The 21,079-nt window shown below is 64.4% G+C and carries 22 protein-coding genes, 1 pseudogene and 1 riboswitch; of the genes and pseudogenes, 6 read left to right on the top strand and 17 right to left on the bottom strand.

What is annotated here, in order from left to right:
- Window positions 1–301: 301 nt before the first annotated feature.
- From I6F38_RS41030 to I6F38_RS41020, 3 genes are read right to left on the bottom strand one after another with little or no spacing between them, the layout of a single operon-like run.
- Window positions 302–697: a RidA family protein gene (locus I6F38_RS41030; RefSeq protein WP_076824036.1), complete on the bottom strand. Its 396-nt coding sequence runs from the start codon at window positions 695–697 to the stop codon at window positions 302–304.
- Between the two features lie 4 nt (window positions 698–701).
- Complete coding sequence (locus tag I6F38_RS41025; RefSeq protein WP_225164389.1) at window positions 702–1,181, bottom strand: DUF6691 family protein; 480 nt, start codon at window positions 1,179–1,181, stop codon at window positions 702–704.
- A 2-nt stretch (window positions 1,182–1,183) separates the two neighbouring features.
- The gene (locus I6F38_RS41020) at window positions 1,184–1,621 is read right to left on the bottom strand and encodes a YeeE/YedE thiosulfate transporter family protein (RefSeq protein ID WP_225164388.1); all 438 of its coding nucleotides are present in this window, start codon (window positions 1,619–1,621) and stop codon (window positions 1,184–1,186) included.
- Window positions 1,622–1,828: 207 nt separating this feature from the next.
- Here I6F38_RS41020 and I6F38_RS41015 point away from each other — a divergent pair, with 207 nt between their 5' ends.
- Window positions 1,829–2,263: a hypothetical protein gene (locus tag I6F38_RS41015; protein WP_225164387.1), complete on the top strand. Its 435-nt coding sequence runs from the start codon at window positions 1,829–1,831 to the stop codon at window positions 2,261–2,263.
- 23 nt (window positions 2,264–2,286) lie between these two features.
- On the opposite strand, the gene I6F38_RS41010 is transcribed toward I6F38_RS41015, so the two are convergent.
- Together I6F38_RS41010 and I6F38_RS41005 are read right to left on the bottom strand one after the other, a co-directional pair.
- Window positions 2,287–2,796 (bottom strand): mismatch-specific DNA-glycosylase, encoded by a 510-nt coding sequence (locus I6F38_RS41010; protein WP_225164386.1) that lies wholly within the window; start codon window positions 2,794–2,796, stop codon window positions 2,287–2,289.
- Between the two features lie 366 nt (window positions 2,797–3,162).
- Window positions 3,163–3,558, bottom strand: coding sequence for a hypothetical protein (locus tag I6F38_RS41005; RefSeq protein WP_225164385.1), 396 nt, complete (start codon window positions 3,556–3,558; stop codon window positions 3,163–3,165).
- A 156-nt stretch (window positions 3,559–3,714) separates the two neighbouring features.
- Between I6F38_RS41005 and I6F38_RS41000 the strand changes: the two genes are divergently transcribed.
- Window positions 3,715–5,385: an NAD(P)/FAD-dependent oxidoreductase gene (locus I6F38_RS41000; RefSeq protein ID WP_225164384.1), complete on the top strand. Its 1,671-nt coding sequence runs from the start codon at window positions 3,715–3,717 to the stop codon at window positions 5,383–5,385.
- A gap of 104 nt (window positions 5,386–5,489) precedes the next feature.
- Here I6F38_RS41000 and I6F38_RS40995 read toward each other — a convergent pair whose 3' ends face one another.
- The 7 genes from I6F38_RS40995 to I6F38_RS40965 form a co-directional block, all read right to left on the bottom strand.
- A complete protein-coding gene (locus tag I6F38_RS40995) occupies window positions 5,490–5,885 on the bottom strand; it encodes a hypothetical protein (protein ID WP_225164383.1) in 396 nt (131 codons plus the stop codon).
- A 384-nt stretch (window positions 5,886–6,269) separates the two neighbouring features.
- Complete coding sequence (gene thiC / locus I6F38_RS40990) at window positions 6,270–8,168, bottom strand: phosphomethylpyrimidine synthase ThiC (protein ID WP_225164382.1); 1,899 nt, start codon at window positions 8,166–8,168, stop codon at window positions 6,270–6,272.
- Between the two features lie 158 nt (window positions 8,169–8,326).
- Window positions 8,327–8,935 carry a thiamine phosphate synthase gene (locus I6F38_RS40985; protein ID WP_050384999.1) on the bottom strand — a complete coding sequence of 203 codons (609 nt, stop codon included), beginning with the start codon at window positions 8,933–8,935 and terminating at the stop codon, window positions 8,327–8,329.
- Window positions 8,922–9,704, bottom strand: coding sequence for a thiazole synthase (locus I6F38_RS40980; protein WP_225164381.1), 783 nt, complete (start codon window positions 9,702–9,704; stop codon window positions 8,922–8,924). Before I6F38_RS40980 ends, I6F38_RS40985 begins: the two co-directional genes overlap by 14 nt.
- A 168-nt stretch (window positions 9,705–9,872) precedes the next feature.
- Complete coding sequence (thiS, locus tag I6F38_RS40975) at window positions 9,873–10,070, bottom strand: sulfur carrier protein ThiS (protein WP_038383033.1); 198 nt, start codon at window positions 10,068–10,070, stop codon at window positions 9,873–9,875.
- Window positions 10,061–11,074 carry an FAD-dependent oxidoreductase gene (locus I6F38_RS40970; RefSeq protein WP_225164380.1) on the bottom strand — a complete coding sequence of 338 codons (1,014 nt, stop codon included), beginning with the start codon at window positions 11,072–11,074 and terminating at the stop codon, window positions 10,061–10,063. The genes thiS and I6F38_RS40970 overlap by 10 nt, the downstream gene beginning before the upstream one ends.
- Window positions 11,062–11,203, bottom strand: a riboswitch (TPP riboswitch). It overlaps the preceding gene by 13 nt.
- 109 nt (window positions 11,204–11,312) lie before the next feature.
- Window positions 11,313–11,837, bottom strand: coding sequence for a lytic transglycosylase domain-containing protein (locus tag I6F38_RS40965; protein WP_057014952.1), 525 nt, complete (start codon window positions 11,835–11,837; stop codon window positions 11,313–11,315).
- A gap of 372 nt (window positions 11,838–12,209) precedes the next feature.
- Here I6F38_RS40965 and I6F38_RS40960 point away from each other — a divergent pair, with 372 nt between their 5' ends.
- On the top strand, window positions 12,210–12,407 hold the full coding sequence (locus I6F38_RS40960; RefSeq protein ID WP_028332600.1) for a hypothetical protein: 198 nt from the start codon (window positions 12,210–12,212) through the stop codon (window positions 12,405–12,407).
- Between the two features lie 29 nt (window positions 12,408–12,436).
- Here I6F38_RS40960 and I6F38_RS40955 read toward each other — a convergent pair whose 3' ends face one another.
- Window positions 12,437–13,792 carry an ATP-binding protein gene (locus tag I6F38_RS40955; RefSeq protein WP_225164379.1) on the bottom strand — a complete coding sequence of 452 codons (1,356 nt, stop codon included), beginning with the start codon at window positions 13,790–13,792 and terminating at the stop codon, window positions 12,437–12,439.
- A gap of 2 nt (window positions 13,793–13,794) precedes the next feature.
- Window positions 13,795–14,532, bottom strand: a complete 738-nt coding sequence (locus I6F38_RS40950) for a response regulator (RefSeq protein ID WP_018273044.1) — start codon at window positions 14,530–14,532, stop codon at window positions 13,795–13,797.
- Window positions 14,533–14,818: 286 nt separating this feature from the next.
- Between I6F38_RS40950 and I6F38_RS40945 the strand changes: the two genes are divergently transcribed.
- The gene (locus I6F38_RS40945; RefSeq protein ID WP_028344225.1) at window positions 14,819–15,196 is read left to right on the top strand and encodes a PRC-barrel domain-containing protein; all 378 of its coding nucleotides are present in this window, start codon (window positions 14,819–14,821) and stop codon (window positions 15,194–15,196) included.
- 115 nt (window positions 15,197–15,311) lie between these two features.
- Here the strand turns inward: I6F38_RS40945 and I6F38_RS40940 are convergent, their stop codons facing one another.
- Window positions 15,312–15,551: a hypothetical protein gene (locus I6F38_RS40940; protein WP_225164378.1), complete on the bottom strand. Its 240-nt coding sequence runs from the start codon at window positions 15,549–15,551 to the stop codon at window positions 15,312–15,314.
- On the opposite strand from I6F38_RS40940, the gene I6F38_RS40935 reads away from it, so the two are divergent.
- Together I6F38_RS40935 and I6F38_RS40930 are read left to right on the top strand one after the other, a co-directional pair.
- A complete protein-coding gene (locus I6F38_RS40935) occupies window positions 15,532–16,059 on the top strand; it encodes a PRC-barrel domain-containing protein (protein WP_225164377.1) in 528 nt (175 codons plus the stop codon). The two genes, I6F38_RS40940 and I6F38_RS40935, sit on opposite strands and share 20 nt — an antisense overlap.
- A gap of 183 nt (window positions 16,060–16,242) precedes the next feature.
- On the top strand, window positions 16,243–19,311 hold the full coding sequence (locus I6F38_RS40930; protein WP_225164376.1) for a glycoside hydrolase family 38 C-terminal domain-containing protein: 3,069 nt from the start codon (window positions 16,243–16,245) through the stop codon (window positions 19,309–19,311).
- Window positions 19,312–19,430: 119 nt separating this feature from the next.
- On the opposite strand, the gene I6F38_RS40925 is transcribed toward I6F38_RS40930, so the two are convergent.
- Together I6F38_RS40925 and I6F38_RS40920 are read right to left on the bottom strand one after the other, a co-directional pair.
- A complete protein-coding gene (locus I6F38_RS40925) occupies window positions 19,431–20,645 on the bottom strand; it encodes an ABC transporter substrate-binding protein (RefSeq protein ID WP_225164375.1) in 1,215 nt (404 codons plus the stop codon).
- A gap of 247 nt (window positions 20,646–20,892) precedes the next feature.
- A pseudogene (locus tag I6F38_RS40920) lies at window positions 20,893–21,079 on the bottom strand (transposase); the annotation flags it as partial.

The raw sequence follows: 21,079 nt of genomic DNA, 5'->3' as shown, positions 1-21,079 counted from the left end.
AAAAATATACTTCGACGTATCAATCCCAATGCGGATAATCTGGTTCACGGACGGCTCCCTTGTATGAGATCTAGACAACCTCATTCTGGCACACTGATGCCGTAGGGGGCCGTCCACACCATCAACCACCGAATTTGCTTGTGAACGGGAACGCGGCCCCAGCGTCGCGCGACAATTGAGATTTGGGGCAATGGGTCTTCGGCAGGACGACGATGAAGATGGACCTCGATTCAACCGGTGCGCAATTGTGCACCTGAGGGCTCGCGCCAAGTGGCACGCTCCGGCATGACAGAGCCAGAGATCACCCCTTCACGTGTGCCACGCCCTCGATCTCGATCAGCATCTTCGGATTGGGCAGCGCCACCACCACGCAGGTGGTGCGTGCGGGGTAGGGGGCGGGGCCGAACGCGCCGGCATACAGCGCGTTCATCGTCGCGACGTCGCTGGCGCGCGTCAGCAGCACGTTGACCTTGACGAGATCGCGCATCGTCGCGCCCGCCTCGCTCAGCACGCGCTTGATATTGGTCACGACATTGGCGAACTGCGCCTCGAAGCCGTCGGGCAGCTCGCGATTGGCGTCGAAGCCGGGAATGCCGGAGATGAACAACAAATCGCCGACGCGGGCGCCGAACGAGAGTGGCGGCGCCTGGACGCCGGGCGGAGGGGGGAAATGCTTGATTGTTGTCTTTTCAGTCATTGGGTCACCCGTCTGCGCGAGATGGAAGGGGAGAAGTTTCGATGGCGCGCGGCGCCGCTGCACGCCGGCGCCAGAGATTCCTGCCGAAGAGATTCTGGCCGATCATGCCTGCGAGCATCGCGACGACGAAGACCACGATCGGTAGCGAGAGGCCGGCGAGATTGACCAGTGCCGGCCCGGGGCAGATGCCGACGAGGCCCCAGCCGATGCCGAACAGCACCGCGCCGGCAACCAGCGGCGCATCGATGTCGGTGCGGTCGGGCCAGAGGAAGCGCGCCGAGAAGGCGGGCGCGACGCGCCGCCGCGCGATCGCAAAGCCGGCTGCTGCGACCGCAACCGCGCCCGCCATCACGAAGGCGAGCGTCGCGTCCCACGCGCCGAACAGATCGAGGAAGCCGAGCACCTTCTGCGGATCGGTCATGCCGGAGATCAGAAGCCCCGCGCCGAAGATCAGGCCGCAGACAAAGCTTGCGAGAGGTGCCATCGCTAGCCTCCGATCCCGTGCCTGACGATCGCGACCGTCGCGATCGCCGTCAGCATGAAGATGCATGTTGCCACGATCGAGCGGCCGGACAGCCGCGCGAAGCCGCAGACGCCGTGGCCCGAGGTGCAGCCATTGCCCATCCTTGTGCCGAATCCGACCAGCAGTCCCGCGATCGCGACCACCACAAGGCTCGCGTTCATCGCCGGCCGCGGCAGCGGCGCGCCGAACAGCGCCGCAATCAGGGGCGCTCCGATCAGTCCCGCGATGAACGCGATGCGCCAGGAGCGATCGGCGCTACGGTCGGCGGTATCGGCCTGCAGCGCGCCGCCGACGATGCCGGTGACCCCGGCGATTCGCCCAGTCAGCAGCATCAAGAGCGCGGCGGCAAGCCCGATCAGCGCGCCGCCGGCAAGGCCGGTAAGTGGGGTGAAATCGTGCATCGATGCAGATCCCTGTTGCGCAAACTCCTCAGCGATCCGGCAAAGCGGTGGGCGCGCATGCGCCAGTGGTCGCGCGGCTGCGGAGGCGATGATAGACTCCGCACCATCAGGAACAAGCGCAATCCCGCATGTTTCGCGGCATTTCAGCGATGCCGCCGGTCGGCTGGATTGCCGCGATTCGCTCTCACTTCGTCCGGAGAATCCCCCATGAAATTGCCATCCTTCGCCCGCGCCGCGCTGCTCGCGCTGGCGATGCTCACCGGAACGTCCGCTGCCCTGGCTGACGAGGGCGCGGTGACGCTCGTGATCTTCAAGGGCGGCTGGGTGTTCGGCGGCTCCGCCGGCAAGGGCGTCATGACCTTCCACGGCCAGACCTATGGGCTCACGGCCGGCGGGCTGGACTATGGGCTCGTGTTCGGCGGCTCGCAGACCACGTTGCAGGGGCGGGTGCGCAATATCCGCCGTCCGCAGGATATCAACGGCGTCTACGCCGCGGCGGGCATGGGCGTTGCGCTCGGCGCCGGCGTGCGCGGCATCCTCTTGACCAACCAGAACGGCGCGGTGCTCGAACTGAGCGGCAAGCAGGTCGGCCTGATGGCCAATGTCGACCTCAGCGGGCTTGCGATCACGTTGAAGGAATAAGGGGGCGCTTCGCTCTACCCATCCTACAGTTCGGTGATCCACTCGGCGAGCTCACGCCACGGCTGCAAACTCCAATGCCCGGACGCCGCGCCTGATGGCGACGGCAGCACGAACACTTCGGGAAAGCCGTTCATTGATGGCTGCCGACCGAGCACCAGCGCGCTGGTCGGCCTGTTATAGAACAGGCTCGCCGCCTTCCTGCTGGTGAAGGCGACGGTCCTCGGCCGATAGGTCTCGATCTTCGTCCGGAAGCCCACCACATCGAACGACTGCCTGTTGATTTCGTGATCCATCCCGGCGCCGGTCTTGGAGAGGTCGGTGAAGCCGATGCCGAGCGCGAGCAGCGCCGCGAACTCGTCCGGTCGATAGCGCCGCGGCGTGATGCCGGCCTCATGCAGCGCACGCCAGAATCGGTTGCCGGGATGCGCGTAATAATGCCCGACGGCGGCTGACCGCGTGCTGGCCGCGGTGCCGACGAACACCAGGCGCAGATTGGCGCGGAGCTGGTCGGGGAGGCGGTGGTGGTCATGCATTCTCAGCAGGTCGTCAAGTTTTGCTTGTATGCGAGGTGTCGGCTCTGTCCAACGCGACGTGCCCTTCAAGACGTCTGCGGAACGACGTTATCTGTCCGCTGTCGTGGTCATCATCAGATCGAACGTAGCTCAAGAATGCAGCTGGTTTTCTTTCGCTCATGACTGAGAACTCAAAAAAGAATGCCGTGCAAAGATGGGCGTGTCCGATTCGGGAAGCCCCCCGTCGTGTATTGTCAGGTGAAGACTTATCGCCATGAGCTTCGTCGTCTCTGCAATTGAGTTGTGCTAGTAATAGTAGAATATGTCGGACATGCGCAATTTATAATTTAGTTGAGTCGAGTTTGCGGTGTTCGCTGTCCCGCTGCGCTAGCGCGCCGGCTCCTTGATCTCGTTCTTCTCTGCCGCCCCTTGCGCCGGCCCCGTCGAACGCACCATCAGGAACGTCCCTGAGAACCTTGTGCCGCGAATGCTCCAGTGGCCGTCGATCTCGGTCGCGTCGGCATTGACCGCGCCTTCATAGTGCACGGTGTTGTAGCCGTAGCCAGGCGGCTCGTAACGTTTGACGAACGTAACAGCGCTGCCGGAGCGCTGGCCCGCAAGCGATGCATTGTGCGTGCTGATCGGACAGCCCGGCATCACGCAGGGTTCGGTCACGCTGCCGCCGAGCGCGCCGCCGGCGTCGATCAGCGTCGCCAGGAACGTGACCATGCCGCTCGGCTGAACATAGCTGCCGTCCCAGACGCCGGTGAGATTGTCGGTCATGTCGCTTGCCCGGATTGCGCTCGGTGAAATTGCAGTGATCGATGTGGTGCACGCAGCGCCTCAACGCAAGTCGTGCCCGCTCGCTCGCGGTTGCCTGACCGGGCGAAACGGTCTGTAATCCAGCCCAACAGATCAAGAAGAATTTTGGAGCAAGCCATGACGGGAGAGGCGAAAACCCATTACGAGGTGATCGTGGTCGGCGCCGGTGTCGCCGGCATCTACCAGATCAAGCGGCTGGCCGATCTCGGCATCGATGCCACCGTGCTGGAAGCCGCGCCCGATCTCGGCGGCACCTGGTACTGGAACCGCTACCCGGGCTGCCGCTTCGATTCCGAGAGCTATACCTACGGGTTCTCGTTCTCGCGCGAGCTGCTCGACGAGTGGCACTGGAAGGAGCGCTTCTCCGGCCAGCCCGAGAATTTGCGCTACCTCAACTACGTCGCCGACAAGTTCGACCTGCGCAAGCACATGCAGTTCAATTGCAAGGTCGAGACCATGCAGTTCGACGAGACGCGCGATCTCTGGCAATTGAGGATCAGTGACGGCCGCGAACTGACCTGCCGCTTCGTGGTGCTCGCGATCGGGCTGCTGTCCGCGCCGACCATGCCGCGGGTGGAAGGCACCGAGGATTTCAAGGGCCACTCGTTCCACACCTATTACTGGCCGCACGAGCCCGTCGATCTCGCGGGCAAGAAGGTCGCGGTGATCGGCACCGGCGCGACGGGCATCCAGCTGATCGGCGAGATCGCCGACAAGGTCGGCGAGCTCACGGTGTTCCAGCGCCGGCCGAACTGGAGCGCGCCGCTCAACAACTCCGCGATCTCGGTTGCCGAGATGGCCGAGATCCGCGCCCGCTATGACGAGATTTTTGCGGCCTGCGCGTTGACGCCGGGCAGCTTTGTGCACGGGCCCGACAAGCGCGGCTTCTACGAGGTGAGCCGCGAGGAGCGGCTCAAGCTGTGGGACAAGCTCTACGACGAGCCCGGCTTCGGCATCTGGCTCGCGAACTTCCGCGAGATATTCATGGATGAAGCCGCCAATGCGGAGCTCTCGGAATACATCGCGGGCCGTATCCGCCAGCGCGTGAACGATCCTGATGTCGCCGAGAAGCTGATCCCGCGGGATCACGGCTTTGGCGTGCAGCGGCTGCCGCTGGAGACCCGATATTTCGAGGCGTACAATCGCGACAATGTGCAGCTCGTCGATCTCTCCGAAACGCCGCTGGTGCGCGTCACCGAAAAAGGCCTCCGCACCGCGGCGCGCGACTACGATTTCGACATCATCGTCTACGCCACCGGCTTCGACGCCATCACCGGCGCCTACGACCTGATCGATATCAGGGGCATCGGCGGCGAGAGCCTTGCCGACAAGTGGAAGCACGCGCCGTCGACCTTCCTCGGCATGCTCGTGCACGGCTTCCCGAACCTGTTGATGCCGACCGGCCCGCAAAGCGCCTCCGCCTCGACGAACTTTCCGCGCGGCATCGAGAACGGCGTCAACTGGTGCACCAACCTGATGCAATACATGTGGGATCGCGGCCTGACCCGCGCCGACGCCACGCTGGAGGCGCAAGAGCGTTGGACCGCGCATGTCGTCAAGATGTACGAGATCATGCTGATGCGCAAAGCCAAGTCGTGGTTCACCGGCTACAACTCCAACGTTGCCGGCCACGAGGAGGGAACGGTCCGCTACTTCGTCTACAACGGCGGCACGCCGAAGTTTTTGGGAATCATCAACGGGGTGGCGGCGGAGGGGTATCGGGAGATCGCGTTTGGCGCGAGCGCCGGTGGCGCCGTGCAGGAGGTGGCCACTGGCGCGTCGGCATAGCGTAGCCCGCGTGAGCGCAGCGATATGCGGGTCAGATAGAAACCCCGGATATCGCTCGGCTCATCCGGGCTAGTAGCTTTGTTTTCAGGCCATCGCCACCGCTATCACATCGAGCAGCGAACATACGGCGTCTCTACGGGCACCGGTTCCTTGGAGCTGAGTATGATCTTGTTCTCGCCGGAGAGCTTTATGTCGAATGACACGTCCGAAACCGCGACGCCGTCTGAGCACGCCGCAATCACGCGAACGTTCTGCCCGTCATCATGCAGCGATTTGACAGTGCATTTTTGAAACGTGCCGGTGATTTGCTTGCCCTGGACGATCAGGCCACCCGCGTTGAAATCTGCATCTTTCCTGAACGCGAGCTTGTTGTTCTCCTTGGTGAAGACCTGGTTGCAAGCCGAGGCGTCGATCGTCCAGGCTCCGTTCAAATCCGCAGCCTGTGTCGAGGCCGTTTGCGCAACGAGAAGTACGAATAGCACGGCGTTGAAGGTTCTCATGAAACTCTCCAATCAAATGGTGATTAGGCTGCTGGACCCTCTGCGACCGAACTTGGCGCTCAATCGTGCTTGAGGGGAGCAGGGGTAATATCCCCGACGCGACCTTCATCGCTTTCGAGCGTCATAGCAAGCGATGAGATAGCGGATTTTTCGTTGATCCAAGTCAAGGGTTCTGCGGAGCGCCTGGTGTGGCCCTGGGCCGGTTGCTGTCGTGACCGGCCTTCTACAAGCCGCACACACGCAATGGACTACAAGTGAATGGTCCAGACGCAAAAAGGCCGGGCTTTCACCCGGCCTTTCGTATTTCGATGGATACGCGGGTCATCTCGCGCGAAGACGCGCTTCGCGCTGTTGCACGGCACGACGAGCGGTGAGGGCGAGCCCTCACAACACCCGATTGCTCTCCTTCACCTTGTCCGCATCGAGGTACACGCTAGACCCCATCTCCTTGAACTTGGCGCTCATCGTCGCCATGCCGTCCTCGATGGTGGCTGACACCGACATCCCGACGCCCGACGGGTCGTTGAGCGTCGCGGCGTAGTCGCGGACGTCCTGGGTGATCTTCATCGAGCAGAATTTCGGGCCGCACATCGAGCAGAAATGCGCGACCTTGTGGGCTTCCTTCGGCAGGGTCTCGTCGTGGAAGTTCTTCGCAGTGTCCGGGTCGAGGCCGAGGTTGAACTGGTCCTGCCAGCGGAAGTCGAAGCGGGCGCGGCTGAGCGCATCGTCGCGGAGCTGCGCGGCGGGGTGGCCCTTGGCGAGATCGGCGGCGTGGGCCGCGATCTTGTAGGTGATGACGCCGGTCTTGACGTCGTTGCGGTCGGGCAGGCCGAGATGCTCCTTCGGCGTGACGTAGCAGAGCATCGCGCAGCCGAACCAGCCGATCATCGCCGCGCCAATGCCCGAGGTGATGTGGTCATAGCCCGGCGCGATGTCGGTCGTCAGCGGCCCGAGGGTGTAGAACGGCGCCTCGCCGCATTCCTTGAGCTGCTTGTCCATGTTGATCTTGATCTTGTGCATCGGCACGTGGCCGGGGCCCTCGATCATGACCTGGCAGCCCTTGTCCCACGCGATCTTCGTCAATTCGCCGAGCGTCTCGAGCTCGGCGAATTGCGCGCGGTCGTTTGCGTCGGCGATCGAGCCGGGGCGCAGGCCGTCGCCGAGCGAGAACGAGACGTCATATTTGCGCATCAGGTCGCAGATCTCGTCGAAATGGGTGTAGAGGAAGCTCTCCTTGTGATGCGCGAGGCACCACTTCGCCATGATCGAGCCGCCGCGCGACACGATGCCGGTGACGCGGTTGGCGGTGAGGTGGATGTAGGGCAGCCGGACGCCGGCGTGGATCGTGAAATAATCGACGCCCTGCTCGCACTGCTCGATCAGGGTGTCCTTGTAGAGCTCCCAGGTCAGCTTGACGGGATCGCCGTCGCACTTCTCCAGCGCCTGGTAGATCGGCACGGTGCCGATCGGCACCGGCGAGTTGCGCAAGATCCATTCGCGGGTGGTGTGGATGTTGCGCCCCGTGGAGAGGTCCATCACGGTGTCGGCGCCCCAGCGGATCGCCCACACCATCTTGTCGACCTCTTCCTCGACCGACGAGGTCACCGCCGAGTTGCCGATATTGGCGTTGATCTTGGTCAGGAAGTTGCGGCCGATGATCATCGGCTCGAGCTCGGCATGGTTGATGTTGGAGGGAATGATGGCGCGGCCGCGTGCGATCTCGTCGCGGACGAACTCCGGCGTGATGAAGGCGGGCACCGCAGCGCCGAAGCTCTCGCCGTCGGCGAGCGCGGCTTCGGCGCGCTCGAGCTGTTGCTTGCGGCCGAGATTCTCGCGCTCGGCGACGTAGATCATCTCCTTGGTGATGATGCCGGCGCGGGCGAATTCGAGCTGCGTGATCTTGTGTCCGTCGAGGCCGCGCAGCGGCCTGTGGTGCGCGGTGAACGCCTTGGCGGCGTGCGCGGCGCCGACATTGCCGTTGTCCTCCGGCTTGATGGTGCGCCCCTCATATTCCTCGACGCCGCCGCGCTCCTTGACCCAGGCCAGCCGATTGCGCGGCAGGCCGGCATTGACGTCGATCGTCACGTTCGGATCGGTGTAGGGGCCCGACGTGTCGTAGACTGGCAAATTCGGCTCGCCGGCGCCCTCCGACAGCATGATCTCGCGCAGCGGCACGCGAACATCAGGTGCGGCCTCCGGCGTCGCAAAGATCTTGCGCGAGGCGGGCAGCGCGCCGGTGGTGACGGCGGGACGTGTGGTGTCGGGATTGGAGCGGATGTTCATGAGGGATCCTCCGTTTTAATTCGTGTGCGAAATTTTGACCTCGTCATCCTGAGGAGCGCGAAGCGCGTCTCGAAGGATGAACGAGCCGGGCCGTCGCCCCTTCGAGACGCGCGTGCCGCGCTCCTCAGGGTGACGGAATGGGCAGGGTGTTGTGGGCATCACGCGGCCTCCGCGCTGAGGCCGAGCCATTGTCTGACCCGCGCGTCGGGGTCGGGGTTCTGGGTGACGTCACTGACGACGGCGATCGAATCGGCGCCGGCCGCGAAGATCTCGGCCGCGTGCTCGAACTTGATGCCGCCGATCGCGACAAGGGGGATCGAGCCGATCCGCTTCTTCCACTCGGTGATCTTCGGAATGCCCTGCGGCTCGAACCGCATCGATTTGAGCGTGGTGAAGAAGATCGGGCCGAGCGCGACATAGTCCGGCTTGGCCGCGAGCGCGGTGGCGAGCTCGGCGTCGTCATGGGTGGAGATGCCGAGCGTCAGCTTGGCTTTGCGGATCTCGGCGAGGTCGGCCTCAGTGAGGTCTTCCTGGCCGAGATGCAAATGCTCGGCGCCGGCGACGATCGCCGCGCGCCAGTAATCGTTGACGACGAGCTTGGTCGGCGTGCCCTTTGTCACCGCGAGCGCATCGCTGACGATCTGCAGCGCCCCGGCATCGTCGAGCTCTTTGGCGCGCAGCTGGATGGTGCCGACGCCGAGTTTGGTCAGTCGCTCGACCCACTTGATGCTGTCGACGACGGGATAGAACGGATCAGGATACGGCATGCCAGAACGGGGTCCCAACGACAGGGGTGGAGGGGGAGGCGAAGTCGCGGGCTTCCATCAGCCCGGCTTCGTAAGCGGTGCGGCCGGCCTCGACGCCGAGGCGGAAGGCATTGGCCATCGCAACGGGATCGGCGGCTTTGGCGACCGCGGTGTTGAGCAGCACGGCGTCATAGCCGAGCTCGAGCGCCTCGGCGGCATGCGATGGCGCCCCTAAGCCGGCGTCGACCACCAGCGTGATGTCGGGCAGGCGGTCGCGCAGCAGCTTCAGCGCGTCGCGGTTGGTGATGCCCTTGGCGCTGCCGATCGGTGCTGCCCACGGCATCACCACCTTGCAGCCGGCCTCGACCAGCCGCGAGGCGACCGAGAAATCCTCGGTGCAATAGGGGAAGACCTCGAAACCGTCCTTGATCAGGATGCCGGCCGCCTCGACCAGGCCGACCACGTCGGGCTGCAGCGTGTCGTTATCGGCGATCACCTCGAGCTTGATCCACGGCGTGCCGAACAATTCGCGCGCGAGCTTGGCGGTGGTTACCGCTTCCCTCACGCTGCGGCAGCCCGCGGTGTTCGGCAGCACGGTGACGTCGAGCTCGCGGATCAGCGACCAGAACGCATCGCCGGTCTTGCCGCCCGCCGCCTCGCGCCGCAGCGACACCGTGACGATGCTGGCGCCGGAGGCGCGGATCGCGTTCTGCATGATTGCAGGCGAGGGATACAGAGCCGTGCCGATCAGCAGGCGTGACGGGAAGGATTTGCCGTAGAAGGTGACCATGTGTCTCCTCAAACTATGCCGTCGTCCCGGCGAAGGCCGGGACCCATAACCACAACCGAAAATTGTCGGAGGGAACGTCGCCCCGCGTGCCCCAATGAAGGGCCGCGGAGTATGGGTCCCGGCTTTCGCCGGGACGACATGGGGAGGGAGTGTGCGAACAAACTCACATCACCCTCCCTGTCGCGGCGTGATGATCTCGATCTCGTCGCCGGCTTTCAGCGCGGTGTCGGCCCAGCGGCTCTTCGGCACCACGTCGTAGTTCAGCGCGATCGCGAAATGCGTGCCCTCATAGTCGAGCTCGGCCAGCAGCGCATCGACGCTGACGGCACTGATCTCCCGCTGCTCGCCGTTGACGATCACGCGCATTGCATCACCTCATTGTCGATTTCGCCGCGCGCGAGATAGGCGAGCGTCAGCTCCGCCAGCGCCGGCGCCAGCAGGAAGCCATGACGGTAGAGTCCGTTCACCGTGATGCGTTCCTGCTCGATCCTGATTTTCGGCAGATTGTCGGGAAATGCCGGACGCAGCCCGGCGCCGAATTCGACGATGCGCGCCTCGGCGAATGCCGGATGCACGACATAGGCGGCCCCGAGCAGCTCCAGCGCCGAGCGCACGCTGACGCCGTTGTCCTCGGCCTCGATCGAGGTCGCACCCAGCATGAAGCGGCCGTCGCCGCGCGGGATCACGTAAAGCGGCCAGCGCGGATGGATCAGCCGCACCGGGCGTGCCAGCTCGACCTCGGAGGTCTCGATGATGATCATCTCGCCCTTGACGCCGCGCAAGCTCGGCTCGCGGTCGCGCGCGGCAAGGCCGCGGCAGTCGATCACGACGCCGTCGAAATCGGCTGCCTCGGCATCGCTGCCGAACTTGATGGCGCCGCCGGCCTTGGCGATCGCGGCATGCAGCCGCGGCAGCACGCGGCGCGGCTCGACATGGCCCTCGTCGGGATAGAACAGGGCGTCACGGAAACGGCCCTCGAGCGACGGCTCGAGCGCGCGAACGCCCTCGGCGTCGATCCGGCGATGGCCGGTGGTGAGGCGGGCAAAGCGCTCGAAATCGGCGCGGTCGCGCGGATGCGCCACCACCAGCGAGCCGTTGAACGGGGTTTCCGGAACATGCTGCCGCCAGAGCGCGAGCGAGCGGATGCCGAGCCGGGAGATCACCGGTTCGGAGGCCTCCGCCTCGCACCAGGGCGCCAGCATCCCGCCGGCCCAGTGGCTTGTGGATTCCGTCATCGCGGCGTCACTGCGCTCATGCAGGGTGACGGCACGTCCGGCCTCTGCGAGCAAGAGCGCATGCCAGGCGCCGGCTATGCCTGCGCCGATGATGGAGACGGGGGAATCCCCCCGCGGTCTTGACGTCTGATACATCCCTGTCCCTTCGCCGGCATGACCCGGATCAGGTTCAAAGGGTCACCGCGGTCCCGGACTATTCGCCTACTGGCTAGTCCAAGCTTGCGGTATCTCAGCTCCTCCTTCGGAGCACCCCTCGGAACGCCCCTAATGTAGGCGGATGGGCTCGTGTGTCAACTTGTATGCCAGACGCGTTTGACAGGCGGTGTCGAGGATGGCCGGCACGCGTCGTGGGGCTGCGCGGACGCGATCGGTGCTATTTTTCGGCCTGTTCCGGCTTCGGCTCGGCCGTATCGGCCGTCATTTGCTCCGACTTGGCGAATTCCTTTGGCGGTGCACCCGCGCCGCCATGCTTCGCTTCCTTCAGGTGATCCCCGCGCTGGCGCTTTGCGACGTAGTAATACCCGCCCGCGAAATAACGCACGGCTCGATCGTGATTGCCATCGGCGGCGCGATAGGCGCCGGCGAGGTATTTGATGCCGTATTTGAGGTTGGTCTGGGGATCGCGCAGACCCTCGGCGGTACCGGTGTAGCCGAGGCCGCGTGCAGTGCCGAGCTTGATTTGCATCAGCCCGATGGTGCCGCCGCGTCCGATCAGCTGCGGATGGTACTTGCTCTCGCGCACGATGACGCGATGCACCAGCTCTTCCGGTACGAGGTTGGCCTGGGCCTCGGCCGCCACCATCGCCTCATATTGCGCGCGCGATTGTGCCTGCGCGCTCGCGCAGGACGCCAGCACCGCGATTGCGGCAAGGCAGCCAAGGGCTTGTACGGTCTTCATCTCAATCGCTCGGGCTTTCAGATGCGCGTCGGTTCTGCGGTCTCATTGGTACGGCGAGCGGGCAGGAATGTGGCAAAACCTTCGCATCAGCGAACGTTAATGCATCCGTGATTGTCCGGTCATGGGGTGAAGGGACGACGCGATTGCAAGACGGATGCTTCAAATTGTTTGCTTCAATCGTCTCAGCCAAAAATTGTCTTGGCCTGCAATTTCCTTCTAATTTTTCTGACTAATTTTGCCGCACGCTATCCACAGCAGTTTGTCGTGCAAACGAATCAATGAAGGTCTAGACTTCATCAACGACAGAGTGCGCGATCGTTCAGTCAGCAGCTCTGTCCAAGCACGCAAGAAACAACATTCGGGAGATGCGCCATGGTCCGTCAGGACACCGGCTATATGCCTCGCGAAAATCCCTGCGCGCAATGCGGCAAGCCGATCGCCCGCCCTGATTGGGTGGAGCACAGCGAAGGCCGCTCCTCGTTCTTGTGGAATTGCCGCGCCTGCAATTACCGCTTCGAGGCCATCGCGATCTACGAGGAAGCGGAGCTCATTACGCCGCTCGCCGCCTGACGTCTCCTCATCGCATCAGCTTCGCCTGATCAGGCCGCGGATTTCTGCCGCTGCAATTGCTGCTGCCGCGCCGGCAATTCGATCCGGACCACGAGCCCGTGCGGCTTGCGATCGTGCAGCGACAGCGTGCCGGCATGCGCGAGCACGATGGCGTTGGCGATCGACAGACCAAGGCCGAAGCCTTCGGCCTCATCCATGTTGCGCGCCTGGTCGCCGCGCACGAACGGCTCCAGCACGCTCGCCTTGTGCGCATCCGAGATGCCGGGCCCGTCATCCTCGATATCGACGACGAGGCGGTCGGGCTTGACGTCGAGGCGGACGGCAACTTCGCCGCCGAACCGCACGGCATTCTCCACCAGATTGGTGATGCAGCGATGCAGGTCGGCCGGCCGCGCGGTCGCCATCGCGTGCTGCGGGCCCGCGTAGCTGACCTTGTGTCCCATGTCGGCGAACTGATCGGTGGCGAGGTGCAGCGTGCTCGCGATGTCGACCAGCGTCATCTCCTCGAGCTTGCGGTCGTTGCGCAGGAACGACAGCACCGATTCCAGCATCGAGCGCATCTGGTCGAGGTCGCGCAGCATGCGGTGGCGGTGGGTCTCGTCCTCGATGAATTCGGCGCGCAGCCGCATCCGCGTGATCGGCGTGCGCAGGTCATGACTGATCGCGGCCAGCATCTTGGTGCGATCGTCGATCAATGCGGTGATGCGCTCGCGCATCCGGTTCAGCGCCCGGGCCAGCGAGCGGATCTCCTCCGGACCGCGCTCGGGCAGCGGCGCGGCGGCGCCGTTCAGGCTGAAGGTCTCGGCGGCCTTGACGAAGGACGACAGCGGCGCGGTCAGCGCCCATGCCGCCCACAGGCCGAGCAGGGTGACGCTGATGACGGCGAACAGCACCGTCATCATCCACGGTCCACCCCAGAACGGCCGCATGTGCTGATCCGGCGTCAGGTTGGCGGCGAACATGGCGCCGTCGGGCAGGCGGATCGCGACGCGGCGAATTTCGCCGTCATGCGGCGTGCCGCCAGCCTCGCGCGGCAGCAGGAAGATGCGATAGCCGGCGCCGAGCCGGCGCAACGCGTGCAGGCTCGGCGTGTCGGTTTCGGTAAGCGCGCCGGCATCGGCCGGCAGGTCGCCGATCGCAAGTTGCGGGAAGGCGCGGGCGACGTCGGCCACGAGCCGCGGCCGCTCCGACGCCGGGGCATGCCCGAGCAGCTGCGCGGCGGCGGCGAGCTGGGTGTGCCAGCGATCCGAAGGCTCCAGCCGATCAGGGCGATGGATCAGGAAGGTGGCGGTGATGATCAGATGCAGCGCGACGATCGAAACGACGACCAGCGCCGCCATCTGGGCGCCGATCCCCCGCAGACTCAGCACGCGCAGCAGCTTCATGGTCAGTTGTTCGTGGCGGCAACCGCCTCCACCCTCGGCGTGAACACATAGCCGCCGGAACGCACCGTCTTGATCATGGTAGCTTCCTGCGGATCGGGCTCGATCTTGCGGCGGATGCGGCTGACCAGCACGTCGATCGAACGTTCGAACGAGCCGGCGCTGCGGCCCTGGGTCAGGTCGAGCAGGCTGTCGCGCGACAGCACGCGGCCGGGCCGCTCGCAGAAGGTACGGAGCAGGTCGAACTCGGCGCTGGTCATGGCGACGCGCGCGCCTTCGGGGTTGCGCAGCTCGCGCAGGCGGATGTCGATACGCCAGCCGAGGAAGGTCAGCGTGGTCGCGCCCTCGATCGCGCTGGCGTTGCGCGCGGCGGCCTGCCGGCGCAGCACCGCGTTGATCCGCGCCAGCAGCTCGCGCGGGTTGAACGGCTTTGCCAGGTAGTCGTCGGCGCCCATCTCGAGGCCGAGGATGCGGTCGACGTCCTCGCCGCGCGCGGTCAGCATGATGATCGGCGTCTGCGATTCCGCCCGCACCTTGCGGCACAGGCTGAGGCCGTCCTCGCCGGGCAGCATGACGTCGAGCACCAGGAGATCCACGCGGTGGTCGGTCATCGCCTTGGCCATCTCGCGGCCGTCGGAGGCGGTCGTGACATGACAGGAATTGGTGCGGAGATATTTTGCGATAAGGGACCGCGTCTCGCGGTCGTCCTCGACGACAAGGATATTGGGCGCAGCCTGGGTCATACCGATCTTTTGTCCGTGATTCGGGGAAAGCGGCTCAGGAATTTTGTTTCAGTATGTGTCTGAAATCTTGCCCGGCTATCCGGGTTAACAGGTCGGCCGCAGGGAGAAAAGTTATCGTTCTGTCATCAATCCTATGCCCTGAAATGCGGCAGAACCCTCTCGGGACAGCGCATCGGCCCCTGGTCGTTATGGCGGCCGGAGAAAGGGAAGGGCGGCTGTCATATCCGGGGGCGGAACCCGTTACCCCGGCGACGCGTTATTTCTCTTTCGGGTCAAGGAGGGTGAGATGGCTGTCGAGGTCGAGACCAGGCCGCATCAGCTCATTGCAAGCGACCGGGTCGAGGGGACGGCGGTGCGCCGGGCCAATGGCGACATGATCGGCCATATCGAGCGGCTGATGATCGACAAGATCTCCGGCAAGGTATCGTACGCGGTGTTGAGCTTCGGTGGCTTCCTGGGCATTGGAACCAATTTGATCCCGCTGCCCTGGGGCCGGCTGCACTACAACCCGAAGTTCGAGGCCTATGAGCTCGACATCGAGGACGAGGAGCTGAAGCGCGCGCCGTCGTTCCGTGCCGACAAGGATTTCGATTGGGGCGATCGCTCGCAGGAAGTCGAGCTGCATCGCTTCTACGGCGTGCCGCCCTATTGGGGCGGCTTCTGATCGCGCGGCAACATGCGCGCATGACGACGCTCGTCGATCGATGATGCGGTCGCCGGGGCGAGCGTGCGGCTTGTACAGCGCGGTTCGCCGGGACGACTTAGTGAGCCAAACATCGTCACATCATGGACTGCGCGTCCGGCGCAGTCGTGAGGCTCAACCGCAAGCTTAGTTGAGAGATCACGATACCTTTCGTCAAGCGATGGAGCGTTCCATACGCTGAAAGGTCCTCACCCTGTTCCTCGGCATTTGAGCGGCTTTTGAGCGCAGGTCCGTTAGGAACGGTTGCGAAGATGACGGGTTTTCCCAGCATCGATTTTGCGAGAGGAGAGCCATCAATGTTGGTCAAATCCATCATCGCCGGCCTCGCCGGCACCGCGCTGCTTGCAACCGTCGCCGTTGCGCAGACGCCAACCGATAAGGGCGACAAGATGTCTCCTGCGGCGTCGACGTCAGCCACGTCAGCCACGTCGCCGGATTCGTTCAAGGGCAACTGGCGCGCGTCGAAGGTCGTCGGCCTCAGCGTGTACAACGATGCCAATGAAAGCGTCGGCTCGATCAATGATCTGCTGATGGAGAAGGGCGGCGCCATGAAGGCGGTCGTGATCGGCGTCGGCGGCTTCCTTGGCGTCGGCGAGCACCTGGTCGCGGTCCCGATCGACAAGGTGAAGTTCGTGAACGAGCCGATCGCCTATACCGGCGCCTCGAACACCGGCAGCACAAGCAAGTCGACGACCACCACCACGGGCGCGGCGCCTGCGGCGGCGACGTCGAAGCCGAATCCCTGGTATCCGGATCATGCCGTGTTCAATGCGAGCAAGGATGAGCTGAAGGCGATGCCGGAATTCAAGTATTCGATCGACTAACGCATCGCGTCACCTGCAAGAGAAGAGCGCGTCCGGTTGCTGCCGGGCGCGCTTTTTTGCTGGTCGGATGGATAAAATTTGGGAAGAGTGTAGGGAGAGTGGGTCAGACGATTCAATTCGGACAGCGCGTTGCAATCATCATCAACCCTTACGTGATCATTCGTCAAATGGCTGAAGAACCTGATGAATGACAAGGACCGCGATGGCGGCGATCCCGCGATAGCCCGGATTCGCGGCCGCTACCCGCAATACACGCGGCGCCGCTTGGCAGGCTTTGCGGAGCGGCTGCAACAGAAGGTTCATGCCGGCCGCGTGCCGATCACCTCGCTCGCGCTTGCCGGTCCCACCGAGCGGATCAGCCTCGAGGACGCGCTCAAGCTCGATTATCGGCCGGTCCCATTGGGCGAGACGCTGGGACCGCTATGGGCGACTTATTGGGTGCAGGTCGTGGCCGAGGTGCCGCAGGCCTGGGCCGGCTCGCGCGTGGATCTGTATTGGGACAGCCGCTCGGAAGCGCTGCTTTGGCTCAACGGACGCTCCTCGCAGGGTCTCAATCCCGGCCGCCACATCGCGCCGCTCGTTCAGTCGGCGAGCGGCGGGGAGACGATCAGCTTCCATGTGGAGGTGGCCTGCAACGGCCTGTTCGGTGCGTTCTGGAGCGATCCGCAGGCCTACGCGCTGGTCGCCTGCGAGCTGCGCTGCTTCGATCCCGAGGCTACGGCATTCTATTTCGACTACGAGGTGCTGCGCCAGCTCGAGGCTGACCGCGACCCCACGACAAAGTCGAGGTCATACGGAGCTGTCGGAGAGACGGCGCAGCCGGCGCTGGATCGGACCTGGGCGGGGCGCCTGCTGCACGATCTCAACCGAATCTGCAACATCACCGATCCCGACGATCGCGCGACATGGCCGGCGGCGCGGGCGATCCTCGATAGCCTGCTCGCGGCACGAAATGGCAGCATCACCCACGAGATGTCGGCGATCGGCCACGCCCATCTCGACACGGCTTGGCTGTGGCCGCTGGCGGAAACCCGGCGCAAGGCGCAACGCAGCTTCTCCACGGCGGTGGCGCTGATGGAGCGCTATCCCGATTTCAAGTTCGCCTGCTCACAGGCCTATCAGTATGCCGTCATCGAGCAGAATGACCCTGACCTGTTCGCCCGAATTCGCGCCAAGGCCGCCGCCGGCCAATGGATTCCGGTCGGCGGCAGCTGGATCGAGCCGGACTGCAATCTGCCGTGGGGCGAGTCGATCTGCCGACAGTTCCTCTATGGTCAGCGCTATTTCGAGCAAACGTTCGGCGCGCGCTCCAGCGTGTTCTGGAATCCCGACGTGTTCGGCTACGACGCCCAGCTGCCGCAGCTGATGCAGTCGGCCGGGATGTCGCGCTTCCTGACCCAGAAGCTGTCGTGGAACAAGTTCACCTCACCGCCGCATCACAGCTTCCATTGGCGCGGACTGGATGGCAGCACGGTGCTGGCGCATTTCCCCCCGGCGGACACTTACAACGGATCGGCGCAGGTCGCGGAGCTCCGCTATCACGCCGCCAATTACAAGGACGCCGACCGTTCGTCCGACGCACTCTATCTGTTCGGCTATGGCGACGGCGGCGGCGGTGCCGACGAGACGATGCTCGAGACGTTGCAGCGCGCAAGGGACTTGCAGGGGCTGCCGCGAATCCAGATTCGCTCCGTCGACGAGTTCTTCGACCGCCTGGCGACATCAGCGCCGGATCTGGCGACGATCGAAGGCGAGCTCTATCTCGAATATCATCGTGGTACCTACACTACGCAGGCCGAGACCAAGCGTCTCAACCGCGCTTGCGAGGCCGGTCTTCAGGCCCTCGAATTCGTGACCACGGTCGCGGCCGCCTGCCGGCAACCGGCACCATCAGCACAGGAGATCGAAGCGCTGTGGCGCACGCTGCTGGTGAACCAGTTCCACGACATCATTCCCGGCAGCAGCATCCGCGAGGTCTATGAACGTGCGGAGGTCGAACTCGCCGGCGTGGCGGAGGAGGCCGGGCGTCGCACGCAAGCCGTGCTGACGACACTGTGCGATCCCGAAGGCGGCAATTGGACACCCGTCAACACGCTGGGCTGCGCGCGCGCCGAGGTCACGTCCGACCCCGACGGCGAGCTTCGTCACATCGTCGCCGCGCCGTTTGCGGAGGGTGAAACGACGACGACCGACGATCGCGTTGTGGTCGCCGCCGATCTGGACGGCTTCGTGCTGTCGAACGCGCGGCTCGAAGCGCGCATTGATCGCAGCGGGCTCGTTCGGTCACTGCTGCATGTTGCGACCGGCCGCGAGACCTTCGCATCGCCGGCAGCCCGGCTGCTGCTGCTCGATGACCGGCCGCTCGATTTCGAGGCTTGGGATATCGATCCGTTCGCGCTGGAGACCGCGCGCGAGGTGACGGGGGAGGTGAGCTGCGTCGTGCTGTCGGATGGCGGACTGCGCGGCGAGATCCGTTTCGAGCGCGGGCTCGGACGCGCGAGCCGGCTCGCGCAGGTGATCCGCCTCGATGCCGGCGCCGATCATCTCGAATTCGAAACCACGGTCGATTGGCAGGAGCGCAAGACGGCGCTGAAGGTCATGTTCCCCGTCGCCTGCCGTGCATCGAACGCAACCTATGAAACCATGTTCGGCGCAACCGAGCGGCCGACCCATGCCAACACGGATGCCGATGCGGCCAAGTACGAGGTGCCCGGGCATCGCTGGGCCGATCTAGCCGAGCCGGATTTCGGCGTGTCGCTGTTCAGCGACTGCCGTCACGGCTATTCGGCGTTCGGCAACCAGCTCGCGCTGACGCTGCTGCGCGGCTCCGAATTGCCTGATCCGCAGGCCGATATCGGGCGGCACCGGATGCGCTATGCGATCTATCCCCACCACGGCGACTGGCGCAGCGCGGACACGGTCGGGCGCGCCTTGCGGTTCGAGCGTCCGGTGCTGTGGACCAAAGGGCGCCCTGGCGCGCTGTTGCGACGATCGCTCCTGACCGCGTCTCCGGCCAACGTGATCGTCGATACGATCAAGCCCGCCGAGGATGGAGACGGCTGGGTGGTGCGGCTTTACGAGAGCGCCGGCATTCGCACCGCCGCGGCGCTCGATTTCGGCGTCGACATCGCGTCGGTGTGGATCAGCAACACCCTGGAAGACCGCATCGAGGCCTTGCCGACCGAGGATCGGGGATGCCGCCTGGCGCTGCGTCCATTCCAGATCGCAACGCTGCGGGTCTTCCAGGCGTAATGCCTGCAGTGACTTTCGCTCCGGCTTGCGGGGCACGGCATGGCAGCCGCGGAATTCCGTCTGCGATGCGCGGAGAGACCGGATCGCATCGCTCGATGCGATCCGGTCTGGCGTGGCCGTCAGTTCGACTTCACCAGCGGACAGCCGCCCTTGTCGAGCGGGCGGAACGCCTCGTCGCCGGGCACGGTGGCGATCAGCTTGTAGAGGTCCCACTCGCCCTTGGATTCCTCGGGCTTCTTGACCTCGAACAGATACATGTCGTGCACCATGCGGCCGTCGATCCGGATATGGCCGTTCTTGGCGAAGAAGTCGTTGACCGGCGTGGCGCGCATCTGGGCCATCACCTTCGGCGCCTCGTCGGTGCCGATAGCCTCGATCGCCTTCAGGTAATGCATGGTCGCCGAATAGAGGCCGGCCTGGATCATGGTCGGCATATGGCCGACCTTCTCGTTGAAGCGCTTCGAGAAGGCGCGCGTCTCATCGTTCATGTCCCAATAGAAGGCGTCGGTGACGATCAGGCCCTGGGTGGCCTTGATGCCGAGCGAATGCGTGTCGGTGATCTCCTGCAGCAGCGCGATCATCTTCTGGCCGCCCTGGGTCAGGCCGAACTCGGAAGCCTGCTTCAGCGCGTTGGTGGTGTCGCCGCCGGCATTCGCCAGCGCCACGACCTTGGCCTTGGAGGCCTGCGCCTGCAGCAGGAAGGACGAGAAGTCCGACGAGTTGAGCGGATGACGCACGTCGCCCAGCACCTTGCCGCCGCTCTCCTTGACGACATTGGCGGCATCGCGTTCCAGCGCCATGCCGAAAGCGTAGTCGGCGGTGACGAAGAACCAGGTGTCCTCGCCGCGCTTGACCATCGCCTTGCCGGCGACGTTCGATAGCGCATAGGTGTCGTAGGTCCAGTGCACCGTGTTGGGCGAGCAGGCGGTGCCGGTGATATCGGAGGAGCCGCCGCCGGAATTGATGTGGATCTTGTTCTTCTCGCGCGTCAGCGCCGAGATCGGCAATGCGACCGACGAGGTCGGCACGTCGAGGATCGCGTCGACCTTGTCGTTGTCGTACCAGTTGCGTGCGATGTTGACGCCGACGTCGGGCTTGTTCTGGTGATCGGCTGCGATCACCTGCACCGGCTTGCCTTTCACCTTGCCGCCGTAATCGGCGACCGCCATCTCGACGGCGGCGACCGAGCCCTTGCCGGTGGCGTCCGCGTAGAGGCTCGACATGTCGGTGAGCACGCCGATCTTGACGACATCGTCGGAGATCTGGGCGTTCGCCGCGGTCGCTGAGACCGCGAGCGCGAGGCCGGCCGCCGCTGCGGCCAAGATTGTTTTCATCGTGTTTTTCTCCCTGACTTTTTCGTTGAGGGTTGCTTCCACCGGGGCGTTCTAGCCGCTGCGACAAGCTGTCGCAAAGACGACTTTTTGAGCATGCGCGCGGCAAGTGTTCCCCCTCTCCCCGCTCTTCGCGGGGAGAGGGTTGGGGTGAGGGGCCTTATCCACGGGTGGCGATTGTCGTGAGACCTGTACCCCCTCACCCGGATTGCTTCGCAATCCGACCTCTCCCCGCAAGCGGCTCTCCGATTCACACATTTTGGAGTCTCAGGGTCGAGCCGTATTTGATGCGCTGGAAGTCGTCGAGGCCCCGGCGCATGGTTTTTGGGCCGGGTTTGTCATAGTAACCGGTCCAGCCGCCAAGACGAGCGATGACCCATGCGGCGAAGGCGAGCGATCCCTTTGAATGCGGGTTCTGTTGGCGCGCGGTTTTGCCT

Source organism: Bradyrhizobium sp. BRP56, from assembly GCF_020194035.1.
GTDB lineage: Bacteria > Pseudomonadota > Alphaproteobacteria > Rhizobiales > Xanthobacteraceae > Bradyrhizobium > Bradyrhizobium australafricanum.
This window is presented reverse-complemented; position numbering and strand designations above follow the sequence as displayed.

Coding starts and splice junctions, on each gene's coding strand:
- I6F38_RS41030 (WP_076824036.1), bottom strand. CDS start 697: ATGACTGAAAAGACAACAATCAAGCATTTCCCCCCTCCGCCCGGCGTC.
- I6F38_RS41025 (WP_225164389.1), bottom strand. CDS start 1,181: ATGGCACCTCTCGCAAGCTTTGTCTGCGGCCTGATCTTCGGCGCGGGG.
- I6F38_RS41020 (WP_225164388.1), bottom strand. CDS start 1,621: ATGCACGATTTCACCCCACTTACCGGCCTTGCCGGCGGCGCGCTGATC.
- I6F38_RS41015 (WP_225164387.1), top strand. CDS start 1,829: ATGAAATTGCCATCCTTCGCCCGCGCCGCGCTGCTCGCGCTGGCGATG.
- I6F38_RS41010 (WP_225164386.1), bottom strand. CDS start 2,796: ATGCATGACCACCACCGCCTCCCCGACCAGCTCCGCGCCAATCTGCGC.
- I6F38_RS41005 (WP_225164385.1), bottom strand. CDS start 3,558: ATGACCGACAATCTCACCGGCGTCTGGGACGGCAGCTATGTTCAGCCG.
- I6F38_RS41000 (WP_225164384.1), top strand. CDS start 3,715: ATGACGGGAGAGGCGAAAACCCATTACGAGGTGATCGTGGTCGGCGCC.
- I6F38_RS40995 (WP_225164383.1), bottom strand. CDS start 5,885: ATGAGAACCTTCAACGCCGTGCTATTCGTACTTCTCGTTGCGCAAACG.
- thiC (WP_225164382.1), bottom strand. CDS start 8,168: ATGAACATCCGCTCCAATCCCGACACCACACGTCCCGCCGTCACCACC.
- I6F38_RS40985 (WP_050384999.1), bottom strand. CDS start 8,935: ATGCCGTATCCTGATCCGTTCTATCCCGTCGTCGACAGCATCAAGTGG.
- I6F38_RS40980 (WP_225164381.1), bottom strand. CDS start 9,704: ATGGTCACCTTCTACGGCAAATCCTTCCCGTCACGCCTGCTGATCGGC.
- thiS (WP_038383033.1), bottom strand. CDS start 10,070: ATGCGCGTGATCGTCAACGGCGAGCAGCGGGAGATCAGTGCCGTCAGC.
- I6F38_RS40970 (WP_225164380.1), bottom strand. CDS start 11,074: ATGTATCAGACGTCAAGACCGCGGGGGGATTCCCCCGTCTCCATCATC.
- I6F38_RS40965 (WP_057014952.1), bottom strand. CDS start 11,837: ATGAAGACCGTACAAGCCCTTGGCTGCCTTGCCGCAATCGCGGTGCTG.
- I6F38_RS40960 (WP_028332600.1), top strand. CDS start 12,210: ATGGTCCGTCAGGACACCGGCTATATGCCTCGCGAAAATCCCTGCGCG.
- I6F38_RS40955 (WP_225164379.1), bottom strand. CDS start 13,792: ATGAAGCTGCTGCGCGTGCTGAGTCTGCGGGGGATCGGCGCCCAGATG.
- I6F38_RS40950 (WP_018273044.1), bottom strand. CDS start 14,532: ATGACCCAGGCTGCGCCCAATATCCTTGTCGTCGAGGACGACCGCGAG.
- I6F38_RS40945 (WP_028344225.1), top strand. CDS start 14,819: ATGGCTGTCGAGGTCGAGACCAGGCCGCATCAGCTCATTGCAAGCGAC.
- I6F38_RS40935 (WP_225164377.1), top strand. CDS start 15,532: ATGTTGGTCAAATCCATCATCGCCGGCCTCGCCGGCACCGCGCTGCTT.
- I6F38_RS40940 (WP_225164378.1), bottom strand. CDS start 15,551: ATGATGGATTTGACCAACATTGATGGCTCTCCTCTCGCAAAATCGATG.
- I6F38_RS40930 (WP_225164376.1), top strand. CDS start 16,243: ATGAATGACAAGGACCGCGATGGCGGCGATCCCGCGATAGCCCGGATT.
- I6F38_RS40925 (WP_225164375.1), bottom strand. CDS start 20,645: ATGAAAACAATCTTGGCCGCAGCGGCGGCCGGCCTCGCGCTCGCGGTC.